Below are 24723 nucleotides of genomic sequence, written 5' to 3' on the forward strand. Positions count from 1 at the left end.
GGGGGCATCGAGGCGCGACGCCGGGAGGACGAGGAAAACCCTAGCGGTTCAATCGACAGGGGAAAAGGCGATTCAGGTCGAAAGACGGGGGCGAATCAGCAGCTTTGCTGACGATCACGCGAGACGTCGATGACAGCCGCGCTCTGCAGGTCACCGCAGTCCCGGACCCGATGTATCTCACGATCAGTCTTGGTCGGCATGTCGACGTTCAGGCCGAATTGCGACAGGGCGACGGCCACCAGCATGGCGACAAACCCCGCGATCAACTCGATCAGCGCCTGCATCGGCGACGTCCCCTGTCAAAATGACGATGTGCATTATGCTCGCAAACTGGCGTTTGGACAATCCGTGTCGAAAGGGTGTCAGCTTAAGCATACTTGCTGGACCAGCCGTCATGGAAATCGGCTAGGGTCACGGCATGACGGACACGCGCGCACCAGGTTTCGATCCGGGACGGAATTGCTGGAGGGTCGACACAGCCCACCGGTTCGCCGTGCTGATGGAGAACGACGCCTATTTCGAAGCCTTGCGGTCATCGATCGCGAAGGCTCAGAAGTCGATCGTCATCCTGGGGTGGCAGTTTGATCCGCGCACGCGACTGGACCCGGAAAGCCACCGCCACGACCATCAGGCCCAGATCGGTCACCAGCTACGCAGACTGGTGCGGTCCAGGCCAGACCTGGACGTGCGGATGCTGATCTGGAAATCACCCTTGCTGATTGCGGCGTCCCAGGGGTTCTATCCACACAAGTCGCAACGCTGGTTTCGCAAGCGAATGGTGGAGTTCCGGCTTGATCCCGGCATTCCGGGAGCCTGTCACCATCAGAAGGTGGTGATAATCGATGACGCTGTGGCCTTCGTCGGGGGTGGAGATATCGCCACCGACCGGTGGGACACATCGGAGCATCTGGACGGCGATCCGCGCCGGTGTCAGCCGTCGGGCGTGATCTGCTCGCCCCGGCACGAGGTCATGGCGGTGATGGACGGGCCGGCGGCCAAGGCTCTGGGCGACCTGGCGCGGCACCGGTGGTTCAAATCAACGTGGGAAAGGACCGTACCGGACACGGTGACCAGCGATCCGTGGCCGGACGGGGTAGAACCCGACTTGCGCGATACGCCCGTGGCCATCGCCCGGACCGAGCCACGCTGGCATTCCAAGGTCGAGGTGCGGGAGAATGAGGCTCTGCATCTGGATCTGATCAGGAAGGCCAGACGGCTGATCTATCTTGAGAACCAGTATTTCACCTCGCCCGTGATCGCGGCCGCCCTGGCCGAGCGGCTTGAGGAGTGGGACGGTCCGGAGATCGTGCTGGTCTCGACAGGTACAAGCCCCAGCTGGTTCGACCGGATGACAATGGATACTGCACGTTCCGAGGTGCTGTACCGGCTGGAGCAGGCCGACCGGCACAACCGCTTCTTTGCCTTCACGCCCTGGACCAAAGGAGACGAGCGGATCATCGTCCATGCCAAGGTGTCGATCTATGACGACGACATCCTGAGGATCGGCTCGACCAATCTGAACAATCGCTCCTTGGGGTTCGATACAGAATGCGACATCGCGACAGAACCGGGCACAGAGGAGGGACGTGCTGCCATCGCCAGGTTCCGGCACCGGACGCTGGGCCACTGGATCGGTGTGGACACCGATGCCTTTGCCGCCGCCGAAGCCCTGAGCCAGTCGGTGGGGGAAGCCGTTTTGCGCTTCGACACCGGACGGATGAAGGTGCTGGGCGCAACAGCGCCGTCGAACATCGAACGGTTGATTGCCGAGTTCCAGCTCGGCGATCCTACCTCGACCGCAGATGCCTTCAGGCCGTGGCGTCGCCGGGTTCGGTCGCGGCGGCGGCTGCCGCTTCAGTCGGCCTGATCTCGAAATCCATCACCAGCGGCAGGTGATCCGAAGCGGCGCGGGCCAACGGTGAGCGTGGAGCCCAGATTCGCGTCGGCACGATCTCTGGCGTGACGAAGGCGTGGTCGATGCGGATGGTCGGGAAAGTCGAGGGGAAGGTCTTCACCGAGGGCTTGAGGCCCAACAGGCGCTGGGCATCGGCAAGGCGGCTGGTGAAGGTGCGATAGGGCCTGGTGATGGAGGTGGCGTTGAAATCGCCTGTCAGGATGGTCGGCCCGACCCGTTCCGGATGTGCCAACCAGCCGGAACCGATTAATGCTGCGGCCTGAAGCCTCTGCTCTCGCGGAACCAGTCCCAGATGGGTGTTGATGACATTCAGGGGCACGCCGTCGAAGTCGATCTCGACCCAAACGGCTCCGCGCGGCTCCAGGCCGGGCACGCCGCGAATGGTCGGAAGTGCACCTGATTTGACCAGCCGTTCTGGCCGCAGGGTCAGAATAGCATCGCCGTACTCTTCCGCCTCGATCCGCATGGCCGCGTTGAAGTGGAAGGTCATGGTCAGGTCGCGCGCGATGGCCTCGGCTTGATCGACATGCCCTGTGCGCGCGCGGCCGACGTCCAGTTCCTGCAGGCAGACGATGTCCGGTTCCTGTTCCGCGATAACTGCGGCGATGCGGCCGACATCCAGCCGCCGATCCGTCCCGACGCAGCGATGCACATTGTAGGTCAGCAGACGGGGCATGGGGGTCCGGATGAGCGAGCAGACGGCAGCCGTCGTATGGCCACCGATTGCGACGTGAAAGCGACGGTGCGTTGCGTGATCAGATCACGATCAGTTTGTCCTCGACTTCATTGCGATTGAAGACCTTGGGCGGGAAGTGTTGAGCCAGCACATCGCCGCACAGGCCGATCGCGGTCTCGAATCCATCGACCGGATCATTGGCCTTCAGGCCGCGAGACAGGGCTTGCACGGCCTTGGCCCAGACATCGGGATTGACACGGCTGTGAATGCCCTCATCGGCGATGACCTCGACCTGATGGTCGGCAGCGCAGGCAAACAGCAGGACACCTGTACGGGCTTCAGTCACATGCAGGCCATGGGCAAGGAACTGTTGAAGGGCCGCACGGCGAACGCGTGCCTGCCGCACGCTGCGCGGTGTGACCCGACGACGCAAGGTGGGAATGGACGTCAACAGATAGACCACAACAAAGGTTGCAGCCTGGATCAGCGCATAGGCTGAAAGGGTCTGGGCCATGGCGACGTCGGCGAAGGCCAGATGGGCGGCTTGCCAGGCATCCGCCAATCCCGGGATCCAGCTGGGATCCATGCCGAGCGGAATGAGCGCCAAAGGCAGAATCAGGGCTGCCGCCGCTGCCCACCCCAGCGAAACGTCTCGGTATGAGGAGACTTCGCGCGCCATGACGCAGAAGATTTCGCCAGACGTTCGGGTCTCGGCCTCGGCAATGGCCATGGCGATGCGCTGATACGTGTCGGGAGCCAGTTTGATCACCATCCGCCGGATGCTCCGCCACCGCCGAAGCTGCCTCCACCGCCACTGAAGCCGCCGCCACCACCAAAGCCGCCGCTGCCGAATCCGGCACCGCCCCCGCGTCCACCACGTGAACGCATGGCCTCGGACGCCGCCCAGATCAGAATGGGGGCCAGGCCGTCACCGCCACGTCGTCTACGGCCCCGGTTTATGCCGCCGATCATTGCCAGAACCAGAAAGGCGAAAACAAGGGCGACGATGACGGCGATGGCTATTGGCGCTTTGGCCCTGGGGCGTTCGGCGGCTTCGGCCAATGCGCGAGCCTCGGTCGGGTCAAGGCGGAGCTGTTCGTCGATAGCATCCACGCCCTGGGTGATGCCTCGCTCGAAATTGCCCTGACGAAAGGCGGGCAGAATGGCGTTCTGGATGATCAAAGCCGACATGGCGTCGGTCAGGACAGGCTCGAGGCCGTAGCCGACCTCGATCCGGACCTTCTTCTCGTTCGGCGCGATCAGCAGCAGGACGCCATTGTCCTTGTCCTGACGGCCGATGCCCCAGGCGCGGCCTAGCTGATAGCCGTAGTCCTCGATCTCACGGCCCTGAAGGCTTTCGATGGTGACGACGACGACCTGATCGGTGGTTTCGCGCTCCAGGGCCTCCAGCTTCGCCGTGATTTCCTGCTCCTTGGCCGGCGACAACAGGCGCGCGCCATCGACGACGCGGCCCTCCAGAGGCGGGAAGGTCAGCGGCGTCTGCGCCAGAGCAGGCGTCAGGCCCGCCAGGCACAGCAGGCCAGCGACGGCCAGCAGACGGCACCATCGTAACGAAGTTGGGGCCTTGAACACGGAGCTGGAGATCACTGGGCGGGTGGGGCTGAACCGGGCGTGGTGGCGGGGGCAGAGCCGCCCGGCGGTGCGGCGCTGGCGGGGTTCAGGGCGTCGAAGTTGACTGTGGGCGCGGTCTGAGCCGCCTCTGTCGCCGTGAACGGCTGCATCGGTTGAGAGCCGCCATGCACCGTCTTGGCCCAGATCACCGTCGGGAAGGTGCGCAGGGTGGTGTTGTAGTCCTGAACCGCCGCATTGTAGTCGCCGCGCGCGACGTTAATGCGGTTCTCCGTCCCTTCCAGCTGGCTTTGCAGGACAAGGAAGTTCTGGTTGGACTGAAGCTGGGGATAGGCCTCGACCACCAGCAGCAGACGCGACAGGGCCTGGGACAGCTGACCCTGGGCGGCCTGGAACTGCTGGAAGGCGGCGGGGTCACTGAGGGTTTCGGGGCTGACCGTCACGCCGGTGGCCCGGGCGCGCGCCTCGATCACCTGGGTCAGGGTGGTGCGTTCCTGAATGGCTGCGCCCTGAACGGTGGCGACCAGATTGGGGACCAGGTCGGCGCGGCGCTGATAGGCGGACTGAACGTCGGCCCAGGCCCGCTTGGCGTTCTCTTCCTTGGTCGGGATGGCGTTGATGCCGCAACCGGCAGCGGCGGGGGCTAGGGCGACGACGGCGGCCAGGGCGATCAGGCGGGGGTGAGGGCGGATCATCGATGTCTCCCGGCAAGCGATGCGCCGACTATCGACACTCGCGCCATGACGATCAAGCGCTCAGATCGTCAGGGGCTAGCCCGGCACTTCGGCAGGCGGCGGTATAGGTATTGGCCAGAAGGCAGGCGATGGTCATGGGGCCGACGCCGCCGGGCACGGGGGTGATCCGGCCCGCGACCGTGACGGCCTCATCGAAGGCGACGTCGCCGACGACGCGGGTTTTGCCCTGGGCCGCCTTGTCCGGATCGCGCGAGGGGACGCGGTTGATGCCGACGTCGATGACGGTGGCCCCCGGCTTGATCCAGTCGCCCCGGACCATCTCGGCCCGGCCCACGGCGGCCACCAGAATGTCGGCCGTGCGGCACAGGGCGGGCAGGTCGCGGGTGCGCGAATGGGCGATGGTGACGGTGCAGCTTTCGCCCAGCAGCAGTTGCGCCATCGGCTTGCCGACGATGTTGGAGCGCCCGACGATGACGGCGTTCATGCCCGACAGATCGCCCAGCTCCGCCTTCAGCAACATCAGGCACCCCAGCGGCGTGCAGGGCACCAGACCCGGCAGCCCGACGGCCAGACGTCCGGCATTGACGACGTGAAATCCGTCTACGTCCTTGTCGGGGTCGATGGCACCCAGGACGGCGGCGCTGTCGATATGGGCGGGCAGGGGCAACTGGACAAGAATGCCATGGATGCCGGGGTCGGCATTCAGGGTGGTGATAAGGGTCAGTAGCTCATGCTGACCGGTCGTCTCGGCCATCCGATGCGTTTCGGAGCGCATGCCGGCGCGCAGGGTCGTTTCGCCCTTGTTGCGGACATAGATCTGGCTGGCGGGGTCTTCTCCGACGATAACGACGGCCAGGCCGGGCTTGACGGCGTGCGCCGCCTCCAGTCGGGCCGAGGCGGCGGCGACACGCTCGACCAGGCCGGCAGCGAAAGCCTTGCCGTCGATCAGGGAGGTGCGAGCGGGTAAGGCCGTCATGGTTTCGGCTCCGGAGTCAGGAATCGTGCGGTGCCAGCGATTTACAGACAGGCCGGTTCGGCGTCTATGATCGGCGCGACTTCACGAGGGATTTGCATGCGCCGTCAGACCATTCTCGCCGCCGTCAGCGCCTTGGCGCTGTTCAGCGCAGTTCCGGCCCTGGCGCAATCGACGGACGCGCAGCCGGTAGCGGCGCTTACGATCGGCGCAGAGGTGCAAGGGGCTCTGACGGATGACGACGCCGTGGGGGTCGAGGACGAGTATCGCTACGACGCCTACAGCTTCCAGGCCGCCGCGGGACAGCGGCTCGAGTTCGTCATGCGCTCCGAAGCCTTCGACACCTATCTGGCGGTCTTTGAAGATGGTCTTGATGAGGCGCTCGCCAGCGACGACGACGGGCTGGACGACGGCACCAATTCGCGGCTGCGATTCACGGCCAAAGAGGCCGGGACTTACCGGCTTCTTGCTCGGACGCTGTCTGGGCTTGAGGGCGGGGACTATAGCCTGACGCTGACGGAGCTGCCGCCCCCGGGCCCGGTGCCGGAGCCGACTGTGATAACGCTTGGCCAGACCCTGGACGGCAGTCTGGCGAGCGACGATCCGGAAGCTGAAGACGGCGGGATCTACGATGCCTATCGGTTAACGGCTGAGGCGGGACAACGCTTCACCTTCGACCTGACTTCGGAAGCTTTCGACCCGGTGGTTCGCGTTGGTCGCATGCAGGATGGTGCCTTCACCGAACTGGCCATGAACGACGATGGGCCGGACACCGGCCTGAATTCGCGTCTCGTCTTCGCAGCCGCCGAAGCAGGCGACTGTATCGCTCGGGTCACATCGCTATCGGACAGCGGTGCCGGAGCATACGCGCTGGCCTTGTCAGAAGGGCCGGAACCGGCCGCCGCGACAGCCATCGCAGTCGGTGACTCTGTCGAGGGCGAATTGACGGATACCGATGGCCGCAGCCCGGATGGTTATCCGGCCGACAGCTACCGTTTCTCCGGCCAGGCCGGTCAGCGGGTCAGGATCGACCTGATGTCCGCGGATTTCGACAGCTATCTGGAGCTGTTCGACGATGCCGAAACGAGCCTGGCTACGGACGACGACGGGGGCCCCGAGGGCCTGAACGCGCGCATCAGCTTCACCATCCCGGAGACGGGTTCCTATGTGATCCAGGCGCGCGGGTTTTCCGAGGCGACGGGCGACTATACCCTGAAGCTCTCCCAGATCGAGCCGGACCGGCCACCGCAGGCCATCGCCTTCGGTGCTACCGTCCAGGGCGAAATCGGCGAAACCGACAACGAGGACGGCGATGGTCGCCACTTCGAGGCCTACAGCTTCACGGCGACCGAGGGGCAGCGCATCCGCGCCATCATGCGATCGGGCGACTTCGATACCTATCTGCAGATCGGCAATGCCGAGGGTGATTTCTCATCGCTGGGGTCGGACGATGACGGATTGGGCGAAGGAACGGATTCGCGCCTGGACTTCGCGATCCCTGCGGATGGCACCTATATCGTGCGCGCCTTGCCTCTGGGGTCCGACGGCGAGGGGCTGTATTCGCTGGAGTTGATCGACCGGGGCCCGCAGCCAAAACCAGGCAGCTTGCTGGTTGGATCGACCGCGCGAGGCACCCTGGCCGAGACCGATGCCACCGCCGCCGACAACAGCTTCTACGACGCCTACCGCGTGACGCTGAAGGAGGACGAGGAACTGGTCCTGACCATGGTTTCGAACGAGTTCGACAGCGTGGTTTTCATCGGACGCGATCAGGAGGATGGCGAGTTCGAGCTCTTGGGGTCGGATGACGACAGCCTGTCGGACACCCACGCCAAGCTGGAGTGGAAGGCCCCCGCCGACGGCACCTATGAAATCCGCGCCGGATCGTTCGCCCAGGGCCAAACCGGCAGCTATGCGCTGATGGTCGAGAAGAAGCCCTGACGCTTTATCGCCCTGCCTGACGTGCTAGAGCCACTGCATGGGTGATGCCGGCGACGACTATGATCTGATCCTGGTCGGCGGCGGGCTGGCGGCGGGCCTGATCGCCTGGCGGCTGTCGCTGGATCGGCCCGACCTGCGCGTCGCCGTCATCGAGCGGAACGGCCGGATCGGGGGCAACCACACCTGGTCCTTTTTCGACAGCGATCTGGACGAGGGCGACCGCGCCTGGCTGGCACCCGCCGTGGCCCATCGCTGGCTTGAAGGGCATGAGGTCTATTTTCCGGCGCGGTCGCGGGTGCTGGAGACGCCCTACAACAGCATGACGTCCGAGCGGCTGCATGCGGCCCTGGCTCCGCTGCTGGGGGACCGGCTGATCACGGGCGAGGCGGTGGTGGTCGAGACGACGGGGGTGACGCTGTCGGACCAGAGGCGACTGACGGCACGGGGTGTCATCGATGCGCGGGGGCCCCGGCCGACCCGATCGCTGGATCTGGGGTGGCAGAATTTCGTCGGGCGGACAGTGCGCCTGACCGAGCCACACGGTCTGACCAGACCGACTATCATGGATGCGACCGTGCGGCAGTACGGAGCCTATCGCTTCGTCTATCTGCTGCCGTTCGACGACCGGGCCGTGATGATCGAAGACACCTATTATGCCGATACGCCGGAACTGGATCGCGCGGCGCTGAGCGGACGGATCGACGCCTACATCCGCTCGCGCGGCTGGACGGTCGAGGCGGTGGTCGGCGAGGAGGAGGGCGTCCTGCCCATCGCCCTGGACGGCGACATCGACGCCTTCTGGGCCGAGGAGACGACCGTGGCGCGGGCGGGTCTGTGGGCCGGGCTGTTCCATCCCGTCACCGGCTATTCCCTGCCGGACGCGGTCAGACTGGCGCGGCTGGTGGCGGCGAGCGACGATCTGAGTTCCGAGGGTCTGCGTCGCCTGACCGAAATGCACTCCAAGGCGACCTGGGCGGATCGCGCCTTCTACCGCCTGTTGAACCGCATGCTGTTCCGCGCCGCGGAGCCGGAACAGCGGTGGCGCGTTTTCCAGCGCTTCTATGGCCTGCCCGAAAGTCTCGTGCGGCGCTTCTACGCAGGGCATACCACCACGCTCGACAAGCTGCGCCTGCTTGCGGGAAAACCGCCTGTCCCCGTGGGCAAGGCGTTGCAGCAGCTTCGCGAGTCGGGGCAGGGATCACGACCATGAGAGACCAAGTCGCACGTCGGGCCGTTGTGATCGGAGCCGGTTTCGGCGGCATCGCCCTGGCCATCCGCCTGCAACGGGCGGGCATCCAGACGACCCTGGTCGAAAAGCGCGACAAGCCGGGCGGCCGGGCCTACGTCTGGAAGGAAGAGGGCTTCACCTTCGATGCCGGTCCGACCGTCATCACAGATCCGGACTGCCTGAAGGAACTGTTCGAGGGGACGGGGTCAGAGCTGAAGGACTATGTCGACCTGATGCCGGTCGATCCCTTTTATCGCCTGTGCTGGGAGGACGGAGCGTCGTTCGACTACAACGACGACCAGGCGGCGATGGAGCGCCAGATCGGAGCGTTCAATCCCAAGGATGTCGAGGGCTACAACAGGTTCCACCAGTATTCGGAAGAGCTGTACCAGGAAGGCTATATCAAGCTGGGCGCGGTGCCGTTCCAGTCCTTCTGGTCGATGATCAAGGCGGCGCCGGAGCTGGCGCGGCTGGAAAGCTGGAACAGCGTCCATGCCATGGTGGCTCGCTATATCGAGGACCCGCATCTGCGCCAGGCCTTCAGCTTCCATACGCTGCTGGTCGGGGGTGATCCCTTCAAGACCAGTTCTGTCTATGCCCTGATCCATGCGCTGGAGCGGCGTGGCGGGGTGTGGTTCGCGCGGGGCGGCACGGGAGCGCTGATCGCCGGGCTGGTGAAATTCTTCCAGGACCTGGGCGGCGACTTCCGCCTGAATGCGCCTGTCGAGCGGATCGAAATGCAGGGCGACCGCGCCACCGGCGTGCGTCTGGAGGGCGGGGAAGTCATTCCCGCCGACATGGTCGCGTCCAATGCCGACGTGGTGCACACCTATGACAAGATGCTGGGCCACACGCCGCGCGGCAAGGCCAAGGCCAAGTCGCTGAAGTCCAAGCGGTTCTCGATGTCGTTGTTCGTGCTGCACTTCGGCCTGAAGACGCCGCAGCCGCAGCTGGCGCACCACACCATCTGCTTTGGGGCGCGGTATCGGGAGCTGATCAGCGAGATCTTTGCGGGACCGAAGCTGCCGGAGGACTTTTCGCTTTATCTGCATGCTCCGTGCGCGACCGACACGTCGATGGCCCCGGAGGGGATGAGCAGCCACTATGTCCTGTCGCCGGTGCCGCATCTGGGGGCCGCCGACATCGACTGGTCGGTCAAGGGGCCGGAGTACCGCGAGAAGATCATCGACTATCTGGAAGAGCGCTACATCCCCAATCTGAGGCGCGATCTGGTGACGACGCGCATCTATACGCCCGGCGATTTCAAGGAAGACCTGCACGCCCATCTGGGCTCGGCCTTCTCGCTGGAGCCGATCCTGACGCAGAGCGCCTGGTTCCGGACGCACAACCGCGATGACAAGGTGCCGAATCTGTATGTCGTCGGTGCCGGCACCCATCCGGGCGCAGGCATTCCCGGCGTGGTCGGCTCGGCCAAGGCGACGGCGGGCTTGATGCTGGAGGATGCGAAGGCCATCGCATGACCGACGCCGTCCTAGCCGCCTCCAAGGCCTCGATCGTCAAGGGGTCCAAGAGCTTCCGCTCCGCTTCGCGGCTGTTCGAGCCGGAGGTGCGCGAGGACGCGTGGCTGCTTTATGCCTGGTGCCGGGCCTGCGACGACGAGATCGACGGTCAGGACCACGGGTTCGGCCACGAAGAGCTGACGGTCGAGGAGCAGAAGCGTCGGCTGGAGCGGCTGTACGACATGACCCGCCGCGCCATGACGGGCGAGCCGATGTCGGACCCGACCTTTGCGGCCTTTCAGCGAGTGGCCCTGCGGCATCGTCTGCCCGAACGCTGGGCCATCGACATGATCGACGGCTTTCGCATGGATGTGGAGCATCACGACTATCGCACCATGGACGACGTCATGGCCTATTGCTGGCATGTCGCGGGGGTCGTGGGGGTGATGATGGCGCGAGTCATGGGCGTGACGGACGCCGAGGTCCTGCGCCGGGCCCAGGATCTGGGTCTGGCGTTCCAGCTGACCAACATCTCGCGCGATGTGATCGAGGATGCCCAGGGCGGGCGGGTCTATCTTCCGGCGGAATGGTTGCGCGAGGCGGGGGTTGAGCCGACGCCGGAGGCTGTGGCGGATACGGCCAACCGGGACGCGGTCCACGCCGTCACACGCCGCCTGCTGGATGCGGCCGAGCCCTATTACGACAGCGCGCGTGATGGGCTGCGGGGCCTGCCGTTCCGGTCCTCGATGGCGATCGCGGCGGCGCGGGGCGTCTATCGCGAGATCGGACGCAAGGTGGCACGCGGCGGACCGGGTGTCTGGAAACAGCGGGTGTCGGTCGGCCGGGCCATGAAGCTGTGGCTGTTCGGGCGGGGCGCGCTTATCGCGATCTGGACCCAGGTTCTGGATCGCGGAAAGGCCCCGCCGTCGCGGCCGGCCCTGTGGACGCGAGTCTGAGCGCTTCGCGCCGGGCCTCGGGCAGCCGCCACCAGGGTGTGTTTGGCGACAGGTGATGCTCATGGTGCATGCCGAAGTGGAAGCAGCTCAGCAGCGAGGCTACCCACGGCATCGGAACCGTCCGGGCATTGTGGTGATCGGCGAAAGCCGCGCCTGACACCTCATGCCGATGCGGCAGCCATGTGCCGAAGACGAACAGCTGTAGGGCGCTGAGGATGGCGGGCAGGCCCCAGAACAGGGCGACGTTCAGGGGCGAGGCTCCAAACACGAACAGATAGGCGATGAGAACCGCCGTCACGATGCCGAACTCGCGCCAGCCGAAATAGCGGGTGAAGAAGCGATAGAACCAGGGGCCGAACCGCATGGGTTCCCCGGCGTGGAAGTCGGGATCGTCGGTGCTGCCCGGGCTGCGGTGATGCTGGTGGTGGCAGACGTTCAGACGGCGGAACGAGAAGGCGGCATAGGCCCCGACGCAGACCTGGCCGATGGCGGCGTTCAGACGGGGTCGCCCCGGAGCCAGCGAGCCGTGCATGGCATCATGGGCGACGATGAACATGCCGGCCCCCAGCCAGCTCTGGGTCAGAATCAGCAGCGGCACGGCTATGACGGCCGGCCAGGTCAGGAGCTGAAAGAAGATGCCCCAGACGTGCAGAGTGACCCAGCCGCAGACGATCAATCCGGCCAGCGAAAGCCCGATCGCCATCTGCCGGGCCCTGGGAATGGCGGGGAGGATCACTCGGCGGGAAGGTCGGCAGCGCGTGCGGCGCGGCGGGCCTTCAGGATGGCGCTGAGGCGATGCGGGTCGGGTGCGAAGACGAAGCCGAACGAGACGGCCCCCTCGCGGGTCTGGACCGCATGATGCAGCTTGTGCGCCTGGACCAGGCGACGGGCGTAGCCATTCTTCGGCATCCAGTGGAACGGCCAGCGCTGATGCACCAGACCGTCGTGCACGAAGGCATAGACGACGCCGTACAGGGTCACGCCGAGCGCAATGGCACGGACCCACCACAGGCCGGTCAGCCAGGCGATGACGAAAAGCCCCGTCCCGACCAGCGCTCCGACGACACCGTACAGATCGTTGACCTCGAAGGTCTTGTCGTGGGGCTCATGATGATCGCGGTGCCAGCCCCAGCCGAGCGGGCCGTGCATGATGTAGCGATGCGTCCACCAGGCCGCGCCCTCCATGGCGAAGAAGACGGCCAGCGTCAGAAGGGTGAACCAGACGGGGATCATGCCGAGACACTACGCCCGCTCGGTTCCGGTTCCAACAGCGACCGCTCGTCGCTAGAGCGAAATCGGTTGAGTTTGACCCAGCCCAACTCGGCTCAGATTTCGCTCCAGCATGATCCTGGACCATTTTTTGGATTCAGGTCGATCCGACCTGAAGCAAAAATGGTCTAGGGTGGATTTCATGCACAGCGACGCCATCCGAAACCGCAAGGACGAGCATCTGGACGTGATCCTGGCGGGTAAGGCGCGGCATGGGCGTGACGCGGGGTTCGGCGACATCCGCTTCGTGCACGAGGCCCTGCCGGATCTGGATCACGGCAAGATCGATCTGGGCGTCGACTTCCTGGGGCGGCGGCTGAAGGCCCCGCTGCTGATCAGTTCCATGACCGGCGGTCCGGCGCGGGCTGAGGCGATCAATGCGCGGCTGGCCGAGGCGGCCCAGCATCTGGGCATCGCCCTGGCGGTCGGTTCGCAGCGGGCGGCGTTGGAAGGCGAGGGGGCAGGGCTGGACATGGCGCTGAGACTGAAGGCCCCGGATACGCCGATCCTGGCCAATATCGGCGCGGCCCAGCTGACGCGCGGCTTTGGCGTCGACGAGGCGCGGCGGGTGCTGGACATGATCGCGGCGGACGCCCTGATCGTGCACCTGAACCCCCTGCAGGAGGCCTGCCAGCCCGAGGGCGACCGCGACTGGTGGGGTGTAGGCGCGGCGCTGGAGGCTCTGGTGAAGGCGCTGGATGCGCCGGTGGTGGTCAAGGAGACGGGGGCCGGGATCTCAGGTGCCACGGCCAAGCGGCTGGCCGGTATGGGGGTGGCCGCCATCGATGTGGCCGGGGCCGGGGGTTCGAACTGGGCTACGGTCGAGGGTGAGCGGTCGACTGACGCGACAGACAAGGCGCATGCGGGGGCGTTTGCGGACTGGGGCATTCCGACGGCGCGGTCGATCGCCCAGGTTCGCGCGGCCTGTCCGGACCTGGTGCTGATCGGCTCAGGCGGCATCCGCGACGGCGTGGAGGCGGCCAAGGCGATCCGGCTGGGGGCCGATGTGGTCGGTCAGGCGGCGGGCGTGCTGGCCGCGGCCACTGTCTCGACCGAGGCGGTCGTGGAGCATTTCCAGATCCTGATCCGCCAGTTGAGGACGACCTGTTTCGTCACTGGGTCGGCCAATCTGACCGCCCTGAAGCGGGTGGCTCTCGAAGACTAGGCCGAGGGCAGGAGGTCGCCGGCGAAGGCCCGGTAGCGTCCCGCCCGCACGCCGTCGGTCGCGCGGGCGATGTCCGGGGCGAAATAGTGGTCGGAGGTATAGGGGGCGGCGGCCTCGCGGACGACGGTAAACACCTGTTCCAGCGCGGGCGAGGAGGTCAGGGGTCGGTGGAACTCCAGGCCCTGGGCGGCTGCCAGAAGCTCGATCCCGACGACGGTGGCGGTGTTCTCGGCCATGTCCAGCAGGCGGCGCGCGCCGTGGGTGGCCATGGAGACGTGGTCTTCCTGATTGGCGCTGGTCGGGACGGTGTCGATGACGCAGGGATGGGCGACCATCCGGTTCTCGGCGACGAGGGCGGCGGCGGTGACCTGGGCGATCATGAAGCCGGAGTTCAGGCCGCTTTCCTTGACCAGAAAGGCCGGAAGTTCGCTCATCTTGGGATCGACCAGGATGGCGGTGCGGCGCTCTGAGATATTGCCGATCTCGCACAGACACATGGCGATCTGATCCGCTGCATAAGCAACGGGCTCGGCGTGAAAGTTGCCGCCGGATATGACGTCGCCATCCTCGATGACGACCAGCGGATTGTCGGTCACCGCATTGGCCTCGCGCTCCAGCGTCGCGGCGGCGTGGCGCAGGACGTCGAGCGTCGCCCCCATGACCTGCGGCTGGCAGCGCAGGGAGTAGGGGTCCTGAACCTTTGAACAGTCGTCGCGGTGGCTGTCGCGGATGGCGGAGCCGGACATGAGCGCGCGCAGGCGGGCGGCGACGTCGATCTGGCCGGGTTGACCGCGCAGGGCGTGGATGCGGGCGTCGAAGGGTGCGTCCGATCCCTTGAGCGCGTCGACCGACAGGGCTCCGGCGACGATGGCGGCCGCGAAGGCGGCCTCGGCGGCGAACAGGCCGGCGAGGGCAAGGGCAGTGGAGCACTGGGTGCCGTTGAGCAGGGCCAGACCTTCCTTGGGGCCCAGCGTCAGCGGCGACCGGCCAACCCGCGCCAAGGCGTCCTCGGCCGACAGCGTCTCACCGCCCGCACGCGCCTCGCCGACGCCGATCAGGACGCAGGACATGTGGGCCAATGGGGCCAGATCGCCCGAGGCGCCGACCGACCCCTTGGACGGGATGCAGGGCAGGACGTCGGCATTGACCAGGGCGATCAGCGTCTCCAGCGTCTCGCGCCGGATGCCGGACGCTCCCCTGGACAGACTGGCGATCTTCAGCACCATCAGCAGGCGGGTGACGTTGTCCGGCAGCAGCGGCCCGACCCCGCAGGCATGACTGAGCACCAGATTCTTCTGAAGGGTTTCAAGGTCTTCGGGCGCAATGCTGGTATTGGCCAGCAGGCCGAAACCGGTGTTGATCCCATAGACGGTTCGGCCCTTGGCCAGGATGGCGGCAACGACGGCGGCTCCCTTGTCGACATCGGTCCAGGCCGCGTCGGTCAGGGACAGGGTGACCGGACCGTCGATGACCGCGCGAAGCTGTTTGAGCGTAAGCGGAGCCTGGCCAATGGTGAGGTGGGTCATGATCAGGCCTTCAGGCTTGGCAGGTTGAGGCCGTGTTCGACGGAGGCCTGGCGGGCAATCTCATAGCCCGCATCGGCGTGGCGCATGACGCCGGTGGCGGGGTCGTTCCAGAGCACGCGCTCGAGGCGGGCTGCCGCTTCGGGGGTGCCGTCGGCGACGATGACGACGCCGGAATGCTGGCTGTAGCCCATGCCGACGCCGCCGCCATGGTGCAGGGATACCCAGCTGGCTCCCGAGGCGGTGTTCAGCAGGGCATTGAGCAGGGGCCAGTCGGACACGGCGTCGGAGCCGTCCATCATGGCTTCGGTCTCGCGGTTGGGGCTGGCGACCGAACCGCTGTCCAGATGATCGCGGCCGATGACGATGGGGCCGCTGAGTTCGCCCGAGGCAACCATCTCGTTGAACATCAGGCCCGCGCGGTGCCGGTCGCCCAAGCCGATCCAGCAGATTCGCGCGGGCAGGCCCTGGAAGGCGATACGCTCTCCGGCCATGTCGAGCCAGCGGTGCAGGCCGGCGTTGTCGGGGAACAGCTTTTTCATCGCCGCGTCGGTCTTCTTGATGTCGTCGGGATCGCCGGTCAGGGCGGCCCAGCGGAACGGGCCGATGCCGCGACAGAACAGCGGGCGGATATAGGCGGGGACGAAGCCGGGGAAGTTGAAGGCGTCCGCCACACCTTCGTCGAAGGCGACTTGGCGTATGTTGTTGCCGTAGTCAGTGACCGGAATACCCGCCGCCTGGAAATCCAGCATGGCCTGTACGTGGACGGCGCAGGATTTGCGGGCCGCGGTATCGACGGCGGCGGGGTCGGACACGCGCTTGTCCTCCCATTCCGCCACGGTCCATCCAGCGGGCAGATAGCCGTTGATCAGATCGTGGGCGCTGGTCTGATCGGTGACCAGATCGGGGCGGACGCCGCGTCGAACCATTTCAGGCAGCACTTCAGCCGCATTGGCCAACAGACCGACGGATATGGGTTTTCCCGTGCGACCGGCGTCTTCAATCAAGCCCAGGGCCTCGTCCAGCGTCTCGACCATGACGTCGAGGTAGCGGGTCTTCAGTCGCATCTCGATCCGGCTTCGCTGGCATTCGATGGCCAGGCAGGAGGCCCCCGCCATGGTCGCGGCCAGCGGCTGGGCCCCACCCATGCCGCCCAGACCGGCCGTCAGGATCCATTTGCCCGAAGTGTCGCCGTCCCAGTGTTGGCGCGCGGCCTCCATGAAGGTCTCATAGGTGCCCTGAACGATGCCCTGGGTGCCGATGTAGATCCACGACCCGGCCGTCATCTGGCCGTACATCATCAGCCCCTTGCGATCGAGTTCGTTGAAATGCTCCCAGGTTGCCCATTTGGGCACCAGATTGGAGTTGGCGATCAGGACGCGGGGGGCGTCGGCGTGGGTGCGGAAGACGCCGACGGGCTTACCGGATTGTACCAGCAGGGTCTGGTCGGGTTCGAGGTTGCGCAGAGAAGCCACGATCCGGTCGAAACTGGCCCAGTCGCGGGCCGCCCTGCCGATGCCGCCGTAAACGACGAGGTCCTCGGGCCGTTCGGCGACCTCGGGGTCGAGGTTGTTCATAAGCATGCGCAGGGCAGCCTCTGCGGCCCAGGTTTTTGCGGTCATCTCGAGGCCGCGCGGGCTGCGGATGACGCGAGTGTTCATCTGTTGAGTCGACATGGCCGTCTCTCTACGCTGCCCGCCCATGACCTTGGAAGACTCAGACGCGCTGGCCTGGCGCAGCGTGGCCGACTTGATCGGCGATCACCCGGATGCTTCGGTCGCCTTAATCGGCGCCGGGCTGAACGAGCGGTCGCTGACGCCGGGGCGTTGCGACTTGGGCCCCAAGGCGCTTCGGGCGGCGTTGCCGAGGTTCTCCACCTATGATGTCGAAACAGAGCGCGAGCTTTCGACCCGGGTTCATGACATGGGCGACCTGGCTCTGAAGGCCGTTTCGCCCGCCGATGCCTTCGATCCCTTGCGCGATGCCGTGGCAGCTCAGAAGGACCGGGCGCTGACTGTGATAATCGGCGGCAACAACGCCATCACGCGGCCGGGTGTACAGGGCCTGGGGCTGGATCGGACCGGCCTGATGACCCTGGATGCGCATTTCGATCTGCGGGACACCGATCAGGGACTGACCAACGGCAATCCTGTGCAGGCTCTTCTGGAGGACGGTCTGGACGGGCGGCGTATCAGCCAGGTCGGGCTGGCTCCTTTCGCCAATACGCGTCGGGCGCATGAGAAGGCCAAGGCGGCGGGGATATCGGTCCGCACGGTGCGCGAGTGCCGGGCGCAGGGTCTGGCGGTCGTGGTGGCTCAAGAACTGGAGCGGCTGTCCGGCCTGTGCGACGCGATCTATGTGGATTTCGACATTGATGTGATCGACCGCAGTCAGTGGCCGGCTTCACCGGGGGCGAGGCCGGGCGGAGTGTCGGTGCAGGACTTCTACGAGGCGGCGCGCGTGATCGGGGCCTGTGCCAAGGTGAGGGCGGTGGACCTTACGGAGTATGATCCCTCGCTGGAGATCGGCGATCTCGGATCGCTGACTGTGGGGCGCTGGTTCTGTGAGCTGCTGGCGGGGTTCGAGCAGCGATGATTGCGGACCGTCTCATCACCGACTGCCGCATTGCCACGATGGTCGCGGACGTTGAGCCCTATGGTGCCATTGAGGACGGGGCCATTCTGATCCGCGAGGGGCGCATCATCTGGGTCGGGGCGCGGGCTGATCTGCCGGATAACCAAGCCGCGCAGATCGATCGCCTCGACGGTCGCTGGGTCACGCCGGGGCTGATCGACTGTCATACGCATCTGGTGTTCGGCGGCGACCGGTCGGGCGAATTCGAACAGCGGTTGGGCGGCGCGACCTATGAGGAGATCGCGCGTGCCGGGGGCGGGATCGTCTCGTCGGTGGCGGCGACGCGGACGGCGTCCGAGGACGAACTCTACGCCAGCGCAGTGGCCCGGCTGGAGGGGTTGAAGGCGACAGGAGTGACGACGGTCGAGATCAAGTCCGGCTATGGTCTGGACCGCGAGAGCGAGCTGAAGATGCTGCGGGTTGCGCGACGGGTCGGACGCGAGGCGGGGGTGCGGGTGCGCACCAGCTATCTGGGCCTGCATGCAGTACCGCCGGAGTATCGCGCAGACCGGGCCGCCTATGTCGATCTGGCCATCGACGACATACTTCCCGCCGCCCATGCTGAGGGTCTGGTCGATGCGGTCGACGCCTATTGCGAGCCCATCGCCTTTTCACAAGAAGAGGTCGGTCGCCTGTTCGACAAGGCGCGGACCCTCGGTTTGCCCGTCAAGCTGCATGCCGATCAGCTTTCGGATGGTGGCGGGGCAGCGCTGGCGGCGACGTACGGAGCACTCAGCGCCGACCACGTGGAGCACACGACCGATGCGGGGGTGAGGGCGATGGCGCAGGCAGGCGTGGTCGCGGTGCTCCTGCCAGGAGCCTATCTGATGCTGCGCGAGACGGCGCCGCCACCGGTCGATATGTTTCGACAGCACGGGGTGGAGATGGCCGTGGCGACGGACTGTAATCCGGGGACGTCGCCGGTGGCGTCGATGACAGCGGCGCTGAACCTTGCCTGTGTCCAGTTCCGGTTGACGCCGGAAGAGGCTTTGGCGGGTGCCACGCGTATCGCGGCCAAGGCGCTGGGATTGAAGAATGACATCGGCACGATCGAAGTCGGCAAGGTCGCCGATCTGGCCGTCTGGGACATCGAGCGCCCTGCGGAGCTTTGTTACTGGCTGGGCAAGCCGATTTTGAACCGGCGCTATGTCGCGGGCGTACGGGCCTAGTCGCGGTATTCGACCTTGGCCGACAGGTCGGGGCGGGGGCGTTCAAACGGCGGCTCGGCCAGGGTGCCGATGTGGATGAAGCCGGCGACCTGTTCGCCCTCGGTCAGACCCAGCAGTGCCAGAGCTTCGGCGTCATAGCTGTACCAGTCGGTGATCCAGCTGGTGGAGAAGCCCAGGGCACCGGCGGCGTGTTCTAGGTTCATGCAGACGGCACCGGCGGACAGCTGCTGTTCCCAGACGGGGACTTTCTGGCTGTGGACCGGGGTCGAGACGACGAGGATGGTGACGGGCGCGGCGGTCAGCTTGCCCAGGACGGCGCGAGCCTTGTCCGGCTGGGGCTGTGCCTGGGCGAGCGGGGCGAGGGCGGTGGCCAGGGTGGCGCGGCTGGTCGGGCCCAGGACGACGAACCGCCAGGGAAACAGCTTGCCGTGGTCCGGGGTGCGGGCCCCCAGTTCGAGGATGCGTGCGATCTGGTCCTGCGTCGGGCCGGGAACCGTCAGAGCCTGGGCCGGTGCCGAGCGGCGACGGGCGAGGCGGTCCTCCAGCTCTGCGGAGGCGACGGGGAGGGGCAGGGCGTGGCCCAGGTCGGTATCGGTCATGCGGTCTAGCTAGGCACGGGGACGGGTCGGCGCCATACCCCGCCTCATGAGCGACTCCCGAAAAACCTTCGATGCCGACCGGCCGACTCCGTCCTGGGATGATGGCGCCGATCGTCCGCCGCCGTGGCGCGATGCGGGATCGAGCGTGATGTTCGAAAACCCCTGGATGCGGTTGACCCGCCACGAGGCGACCGCGCCGACGGGCTTGCAGGCCGACTATGTCGTGATGCGGCCGCAGAATATGTCGGTCGGGGTGCTGCCGATCCATGAGGACGGGACGATCACCCTGGTGGGTCAGCAGCGGTTCGCGCTGATGAACTGGTCGTGGGAAATGCCGGAGGGCGGGGCACCCTTCGATGAGGATCCGCAGGAAGGGGCACGGCGCGAGCTGGCCGAGGAGGCGGGATTGGCGGCGGCGGTCTGGCACCTCGCGCTGAAGACGGAGATGAGCAACTCGGTCACAGACGAACGGGCCATGGCCTGGCTCGCCTGGGGTCTGACGCCTGTGCCGATCGCGCCCGATCCGACCGAGATCATCCGCGTCGCCCGCGTGCCGTTCCCCGATCTATTGCGGGAAATCGGCAACGGAGCGGTCCGCGACATGTTTACGGTAGCGACAGCCCTGCGAGCCTATCATATGGCGCGACAAGGCAAACTGCCGCCCGAACTGGCGAAGGCCATGCTGTCGGGCCTATGATCGCGCACTGAAGGAGCCGGACATGACCAGGCTGGAAGTCGTCGCCGCAAGCGACCAAGCGCCCGACACCTGGGCCATGCTGCGCGCCTCGGCCGAGCAGGCGGCGCGGGATGAACCGCTGCTGGCGTCGCAGCTGAATGCCGTGATCCTGGCGCATGGCGATCTGTCGGCCGCCCTGAGCTTCCAGATCGCCCGCAAGATCGGCGACGACGAGATGGGAGCCATGTCGGTGCGCGAGGTGTGCCGCGAGGCCTTCGAGGGCGATCCGGCCATCGTGGCGGCGGCGGCGGCGGACCTGCAGGCCGTGGCCGAACGCGATCCCGCGATCCGCTCGCTCTTGCAGCCATTCCTGTATTTCAAGGGCTTTCAGGCCATCCAGGCCCACCGGGTGGCGCACTGGCTGTGGCAGCAGGGCCGCGAGACCCTGGCCTTTCATGTGCAGAGCCGGATGTCGGAGCTGTTCCAGGTGGACATTCACCCGGCGGCGACCCTGGGGTCCGGGCTGTTCTTCGACCACGGGACCGGCATCGTCATCGGCGAGACGGCCGTGATCGGCGACGAGGTGTCGATGCTGCATGGCGTGACCCTGGGCGGCACGGGGGCCGAGCGCGGCGATCGCCATCCCAAGATCGGACGCGGCGTTCTGCTGGGGGCCGGGGCCAAGGTGCTGGGCAATATCGAGATCGGCGACCATGCCAAGGTGGCTTCTGGCTCCGTTGTGCTGAAACCCGTTCCGGCGGGATGCACGGTAGCGGGCGTTCCGGCGCGGCTGGTCAACTGTCCGACGGGCGACGCCCCGGCGCGGACGATGGATCATACGCTGGCGGACATCGTCTACGACTTCGTGATCTGATCTGAGCGATCGTCAGGGCCGCACGACGGGAAATGACGCGCGGGTTTGATCGACTCTGCGCGGAGGGCTAGAGCATCGGCTCCTTCCCCAGACTGACTGAACGACCATGCACGACATCAAGGCCATTCGAGATAACCCGCAAGCCTGGGTGAGCGGCTGGTCGTCGCGTGGGGTGGAGGGCGCGGAGGCGCTGGTCGAGGAGCTGTTGCGCCTGGATCGGGAGTTGCGGGCTGCGCAGACGGCGGGGCAGGAGGCGCTGGCGAAGCGCAATGCGGCGTCCAAGCTGATCGGCGCGGCGATGGCGAAGAAGGACATGGCGGAGGCCGAGCGGCTGAAGGCCGAGGTCGAGAGCCTGAAGGGCGAGATCGCCGCGTCCGAGGCGGTGGAGGCCGAGGCCGGCAAGACCCTGCGCGACCTACTGGCGGCGCAGAAGATGCTGGCGGCGGACGATGTGCCGGACGGCGAGGACGAGGCGGGCAATGTCGAGATCTCGCGCTGGGGCACGCCGCGTGAGGGTGGCCCGGCCAAGGATCACGCCGATCTGGGCGAGGCGATGGGCCAGCTGGACTTCGAGGCGGCGGCGCGGATGTCGGGGGCGCGGTTCGCGGTGATCAAGGGGGGGCTGGCGCGGCTGGAACGCGCCATTGGCCAGTTCATGCTGGACGTGCAGACGGCCGAGCACGGCTATCTGGAGGTCAATCCGCCCTATCTGGTGCGCGACGAGGCGATGTTCGGGACGGGGCAGCTGCCGAAATTTGAGGAGGACTTGTTCAAGACAGTGGACCTTGGTGCGATCCTCGACAAAGTTGACGACAGTGTCCGGGATGCAATCGCGGCCTACGAAGAAGGCAGCACCTTTGGGTACAGTGTAGATTTCCGTGACGTTGCGGATACCCGCTACCTCATCCCCACCGCCGAAGTCTCACTGACCAATCTCGTGCGCGAGCAGATTCTGGCCGAGGACGAACTGGCCGAGCCCATGCGCCTGACGGCCCTGACGCCCTGTTTCCGGGCCGAGGCGGGGTCGGCGGGGCGGGATACGCGCGGGCTGATCCGGCAGCACCAGTTCCACAAGGTGGAGATGGTCTCCATCGCCAAACCCGAAGATTCGGAGGCCGAGCACGAGCGGATGGTGCGCTGTGCCGAGGTGGTGCTGGAGAAGCTGGAACTGCCGTATCGCCGCATGCTGCTGTGCAAGGGCGACATGGGCTTTTCAGCGAAGAAGACCTTTGACCTGGAGGTCTGGCTGCCGTCGCAGGGGACCTATCGCGAGATCAGCTCCTGCTCCAACTGCGGGGACTTCCAGGCGCGGCGCATGGAAGCGCGCTTCAAGCGGGCGGGTGAGAAGAAGACCGAGTTCGTCCACACTCTGAACGGCTCGGGCCTGGCGGTCGGTCGTACTCTTGTCGCCATCATGGAGAACTATCAGCAGGAGGACGGGCGGATCGCCGTGCCGTCGGCCCTGCTGCCCTATATGGGTGGCATCACTCATGTGGGAGCGTAAGCCATGAAGACGATGATCGCCGCCGCCGTCCTGTCCGTTTCGGCCCTGACGCTGGGGGCCTGTGCCACCGGCCCTGACAATGTCGCGCCGCCGCCCAGCTGGGTCGATGCCTCGGCCAACGAGTTCACCGGCTGGGTGCGGGTCAGGGGCGAGGAGTTTCAGCTGTACGAGACCGAGCCACGCTTGCTGGCCGGCGGTGCGACGCCGTGCATCAGCGGGGCCCTGCCGCGCAATCTACAGCGGGCGTCGGGCGACATCTCGGGCCAGAAGGTCAAGTTCATTGGCCGCACGCGGGCATGGTCCGAGCGGGGCGACAGCGCCCTGATCGACCTGCAGGGGTCGGACGTGGCCAACCTGTGCCGCCGCGACGTGGTGATCCAGGCAGACCGGGTCGAGGTGCTGCGGTGATCGGTTCGGCGGTGCGCGCTTGAGGATACTGCTGACCAACGACGACGGGATCGAGGCCGAGGGGCTGGAGTGTCTGGAGCGGATCGCACGGACGCTATCCGACGATGTGTGGGTCTGCGCGCCGCAGACCGAACAATCCGGCAAGGGACGGGGGATCACCCTGACCGAGCCGCTGCGGGTCAACCGGCTGGGTGACAGGCGGTTCGCGGTGACGGGGACGCCGACGGACTGTGTGGTGCTGGCGATCAACGACCTGATGCCTGAGAAACCCGATCTGGTGCTGTCGGGCGTCAATCGCGGGCACAATGTCGGAGAGGACTGCTCCTATTCCGGGACGGTGGCCGGGGCCTTGCAGGGGATGGCGTTCGGGATCCGGTCGATCGCCCTGAGCCAGTCGCTGGAACGGTTCCACGACGAGGTGACCGCGCATTGGGAGACGGCGGAGGCTTTCGCACCGGCCATTATCTCGCGCCTGCTGGAGCGGCCGTGGGCGAACGGCGTGGTGATGAACCTGAACTTTCCCGCGCGTCCGCCCGAAGCCGTGACCGAGGTCGAGGTGACTCGGCAGGGCTTTCGCGACATCGGCGAGATGCATGCGGTGAAGCGCACCGACCTGCGCGGGCGCGACTACTACTGGATGAGCTTTCGCGGGACCAAGCATGATCATCCCGTGGGCACGGACCTGCGGGCCATGGACGAGGGGAAGATTTCGGTCACGCCCCTGCATATCGACCTGACGCATCCTGCCAGCGTGCACGACCTGAAGGGTGTGCTGGGCGGGGCCCCACCGAAGGCTGCGGCGCGATGAAGCTCAACGACGATCGCGCGGGGCGGCTGATCCTGGGCTTGCGGCAACAGGGGGTCACGGACCCGCGCGTGCTGACGGCGATGGAATCGGTGGACCGGGCCGTGTTCGTGCACGAGCGGTTTCTGGATCAGGCGTGGGAGGATCAGGCCCTGCCGATCGACTGTGCCCAAACGATCAGCCAGCCCTTCATCGTCGGCCTGATGACCCAGGCGCTGGACGTGCAGCCGCGCCACCGGGTGCTGGAGATCGGTACGGGCAGTGGCTACCAGGCCGCGGTGCTGAGCCGGCTGGCGCGCTATGTCTATTCGGTCGAGCGCTACAAGAGCCTGCTGGTCGAGGCCGAGGGCCGGCTGAAGGACCTGGGCATCGACAATGTGATCACCTTGCATGGCGACGGCGGCCTGGGCTGGCCCCAGCAGGCGCCGTTCGACCGGATCATGGTCACGGCGGCCTCGCCGGGCGAGCCGACGGAGCTGCTGAAGCAGTTGAAGCCGGGCGGAGTTCTGGTCTGTCCGGTCGGACGGACCTCGGTGCAGATGCTGCATCGTTATGTCGGCCAGGAAGATGGCTCGTTTCGCCGCGAAAGCCTCAGTGAGGTGCGGTTCGTGCCTCTGGTCGAGGGGACGGCCAAGGAGGGGTAAGTCAGTCCTTTTTGCGCTA

The 24723-nt window shown here is 66.3% G+C and carries 25 protein-coding genes; 14 read left to right on the forward strand and 11 right to left on the reverse strand.

Features of this window, described 5'->3' with window-relative positions; genetic code table 11:
• Positions 1-95 precede the first annotated feature (95 nt).
• Entirely contained in the window at positions 96-284 is a 189-nt protein-coding gene (locus tag AC4PRM_RS11935; protein WP_373257495.1) for a hypothetical protein, read from the reverse strand.
• A gap of 134 nt (positions 285-418) precedes the next feature.
• On the opposite strand from AC4PRM_RS11935, the gene AC4PRM_RS11940 reads away from it, so the two are divergent.
• Entirely contained in the window at positions 419-1867 is a 1449-nt protein-coding gene (locus AC4PRM_RS11940) for a phospholipase D-like domain-containing protein (protein ID WP_492040017.1), read from the forward strand.
• Here AC4PRM_RS11940 and AC4PRM_RS11945 read toward each other — a convergent pair.
• The 5 genes from AC4PRM_RS11945 to AC4PRM_RS11965 all read right to left on the reverse strand — a co-directional run bounded on the left by AC4PRM_RS11945 (position 1809) and on the right by AC4PRM_RS11965 (position 5852).
• Positions 1809-2591, reverse strand: a complete 783-nt coding sequence (locus tag AC4PRM_RS11945) for an endonuclease/exonuclease/phosphatase family protein (protein WP_492040018.1) — start codon at positions 2589-2591, stop codon at positions 1809-1811. The genes AC4PRM_RS11940 and AC4PRM_RS11945 overlap by 59 nt on opposite strands.
• A 79-nt stretch (positions 2592-2670) precedes the next feature.
• A complete protein-coding gene (locus AC4PRM_RS11950; protein WP_492040019.1) occupies positions 2671-3363 on the reverse strand; it encodes a TPM domain-containing protein in 693 nt (230 codons plus the stop codon).
• A complete protein-coding gene (locus AC4PRM_RS11955; protein WP_492040020.1) occupies positions 3357-4184 on the reverse strand; it encodes a TPM domain-containing protein in 828 nt (275 codons plus the stop codon). Before AC4PRM_RS11955 ends, AC4PRM_RS11950 begins: the two co-directional genes overlap by 7 nt.
• A gap of 11 nt (positions 4185-4195) precedes the next feature.
• A complete protein-coding gene (locus AC4PRM_RS11960) occupies positions 4196-4876 on the reverse strand; it encodes a LemA family protein (RefSeq protein ID WP_492040021.1) in 681 nt (226 codons plus the stop codon).
• Positions 4877-4928: 52 nt separating this feature from the next.
• A complete protein-coding gene (locus AC4PRM_RS11965) occupies positions 4929-5852 on the reverse strand; it encodes a bifunctional methylenetetrahydrofolate dehydrogenase/methenyltetrahydrofolate cyclohydrolase (protein WP_492040022.1) in 924 nt (307 codons plus the stop codon).
• Between the two features lie 96 nt (positions 5853-5948).
• Between AC4PRM_RS11965 and AC4PRM_RS11970 the strand changes: the two genes are divergently transcribed.
• From AC4PRM_RS11970 to AC4PRM_RS11985, 4 genes are read left to right on the forward strand one after another with little or no spacing between them, the layout of a single operon-like run.
• Complete coding sequence (locus AC4PRM_RS11970; protein WP_492040023.1) at positions 5949-7790, forward strand: PPC domain-containing protein; 1842 nt, start codon at positions 5949-5951, stop codon at positions 7788-7790.
• Positions 7791-7827: 37 nt separating this feature from the next.
• A complete protein-coding gene (gene crtY, locus AC4PRM_RS11975) occupies positions 7828-9000 on the forward strand; it encodes a lycopene beta-cyclase CrtY (RefSeq protein WP_492040024.1) in 1173 nt (390 codons plus the stop codon).
• A complete protein-coding gene (locus AC4PRM_RS11980; RefSeq protein ID WP_492040025.1) occupies positions 8997-10499 on the forward strand; it encodes a phytoene desaturase in 1503 nt (500 codons plus the stop codon). Before crtY ends, AC4PRM_RS11980 begins: the two co-directional genes overlap by 4 nt.
• On the forward strand, positions 10496-11434 hold the full coding sequence (locus tag AC4PRM_RS11985) for a phytoene/squalene synthase family protein (RefSeq protein WP_492040026.1): 939 nt from the start codon (positions 10496-10498) through the stop codon (positions 11432-11434). Before AC4PRM_RS11980 ends, AC4PRM_RS11985 begins: the two co-directional genes overlap by 4 nt.
• Here AC4PRM_RS11985 and AC4PRM_RS11990 read toward each other — a convergent pair.
• Positions 11358-12137, reverse strand: a complete 780-nt coding sequence (locus tag AC4PRM_RS11990; RefSeq protein WP_492040027.1) for a fatty acid desaturase — start codon at positions 12135-12137, stop codon at positions 11358-11360. The two genes, AC4PRM_RS11985 and AC4PRM_RS11990, sit on opposite strands and share 77 nt — an antisense overlap.
• Before the next feature lie 29 nt (positions 12138-12166).
• Complete coding sequence (locus AC4PRM_RS11995) at positions 12167-12667, reverse strand: sterol desaturase family protein (RefSeq protein WP_492040028.1); 501 nt, start codon at positions 12665-12667, stop codon at positions 12167-12169.
• Positions 12668-12845: 178 nt separating this feature from the next.
• Between AC4PRM_RS11995 and fni the strand changes: the two genes are divergently transcribed.
• Positions 12846-13868, forward strand: coding sequence for a type 2 isopentenyl-diphosphate Delta-isomerase (gene fni, locus AC4PRM_RS12000; RefSeq protein WP_492040029.1), 1023 nt, complete (start codon positions 12846-12848; stop codon positions 13866-13868).
• Here fni and hutH read toward each other — a convergent pair.
• Both hutH and hutU read right to left on the reverse strand, forming a co-directional pair.
• Positions 13865-15394 (reverse strand): histidine ammonia-lyase, encoded by a 1530-nt coding sequence (gene hutH / locus AC4PRM_RS12005; RefSeq protein WP_492040030.1) that lies wholly within the window; start codon positions 15392-15394, stop codon positions 13865-13867. The two genes, fni and hutH, sit on opposite strands and share 4 nt — an antisense overlap.
• 2 nt (positions 15395-15396) lie before the next feature.
• Positions 15397-17067 (reverse strand): urocanate hydratase, encoded by a 1671-nt coding sequence (gene hutU, locus AC4PRM_RS12010; RefSeq protein ID WP_492040031.1) that lies wholly within the window; start codon positions 17065-17067, stop codon positions 15397-15399.
• A gap of 25 nt (positions 17068-17092) precedes the next feature.
• On the opposite strand from hutU, the gene AC4PRM_RS12015 reads away from it, so the two are divergent.
• Both AC4PRM_RS12015 and hutI read left to right on the forward strand, forming a co-directional pair.
• The gene (locus AC4PRM_RS12015) at positions 17093-17986 is read left to right on the forward strand and encodes an agmatinase family protein (RefSeq protein WP_492040032.1); all 894 of its coding nucleotides are present in this window, start codon (positions 17093-17095) and stop codon (positions 17984-17986) included.
• On the forward strand, positions 17983-19194 hold the full coding sequence (hutI, locus tag AC4PRM_RS12020) for an imidazolonepropionase (protein ID WP_492040033.1): 1212 nt from the start codon (positions 17983-17985) through the stop codon (positions 19192-19194). The genes AC4PRM_RS12015 and hutI overlap by 4 nt, the downstream gene beginning before the upstream one ends.
• Here the strand turns inward: hutI and AC4PRM_RS12025 are convergent.
• On the reverse strand, positions 19191-19793 hold the full coding sequence (locus AC4PRM_RS12025; RefSeq protein WP_492040034.1) for a nitroreductase family protein: 603 nt from the start codon (positions 19791-19793) through the stop codon (positions 19191-19193). The two genes, hutI and AC4PRM_RS12025, sit on opposite strands and share 4 nt — an antisense overlap.
• A gap of 148 nt (positions 19794-19941) precedes the next feature.
• Here AC4PRM_RS12025 and AC4PRM_RS12030 point away from each other — a divergent pair, with 148 nt between their 5' ends.
• The 6 genes from AC4PRM_RS12030 to AC4PRM_RS12055 all read left to right on the forward strand — a co-directional run bounded on the left by AC4PRM_RS12030 (position 19942) and on the right by AC4PRM_RS12055 (position 24704).
• Entirely contained in the window at positions 19942-20490 is a 549-nt protein-coding gene (locus tag AC4PRM_RS12030; RefSeq protein WP_492040035.1) for an NUDIX domain-containing protein, read from the forward strand.
• Between the two features lie 22 nt (positions 20491-20512).
• The gene (cysE, locus tag AC4PRM_RS12035) at positions 20513-21343 is read left to right on the forward strand and encodes a serine O-acetyltransferase (RefSeq protein WP_492040036.1); all 831 of its coding nucleotides are present in this window, start codon (positions 20513-20515) and stop codon (positions 21341-21343) included.
• A gap of 106 nt (positions 21344-21449) precedes the next feature.
• Complete coding sequence (gene serS, locus AC4PRM_RS12040; protein WP_492040037.1) at positions 21450-22847, forward strand: serine--tRNA ligase; 1398 nt, start codon at positions 21450-21452, stop codon at positions 22845-22847.
• 3 nt (positions 22848-22850) lie between these two features.
• Positions 22851-23255, forward strand: a complete 405-nt coding sequence (locus AC4PRM_RS12045; protein WP_492040038.1) for a hypothetical protein — start codon at positions 22851-22853, stop codon at positions 23253-23255.
• A 19-nt stretch (positions 23256-23274) separates the two neighbouring features.
• On the forward strand, positions 23275-24063 hold the full coding sequence (gene surE, locus AC4PRM_RS12050) for a 5'/3'-nucleotidase SurE (RefSeq protein ID WP_492040039.1): 789 nt from the start codon (positions 23275-23277) through the stop codon (positions 24061-24063).
• The gene (locus AC4PRM_RS12055) at positions 24060-24704 is read left to right on the forward strand and encodes a protein-L-isoaspartate(D-aspartate) O-methyltransferase (RefSeq protein WP_492040040.1); all 645 of its coding nucleotides are present in this window, start codon (positions 24060-24062) and stop codon (positions 24702-24704) included. The genes surE and AC4PRM_RS12055 overlap by 4 nt, the downstream gene beginning before the upstream one ends.
• Positions 24705-24723: the final 19 nt, after the last annotated feature.

The sequence above is a fragment of the Brevundimonas sp. DW-iso22 genome (assembly GCF_058725425.1).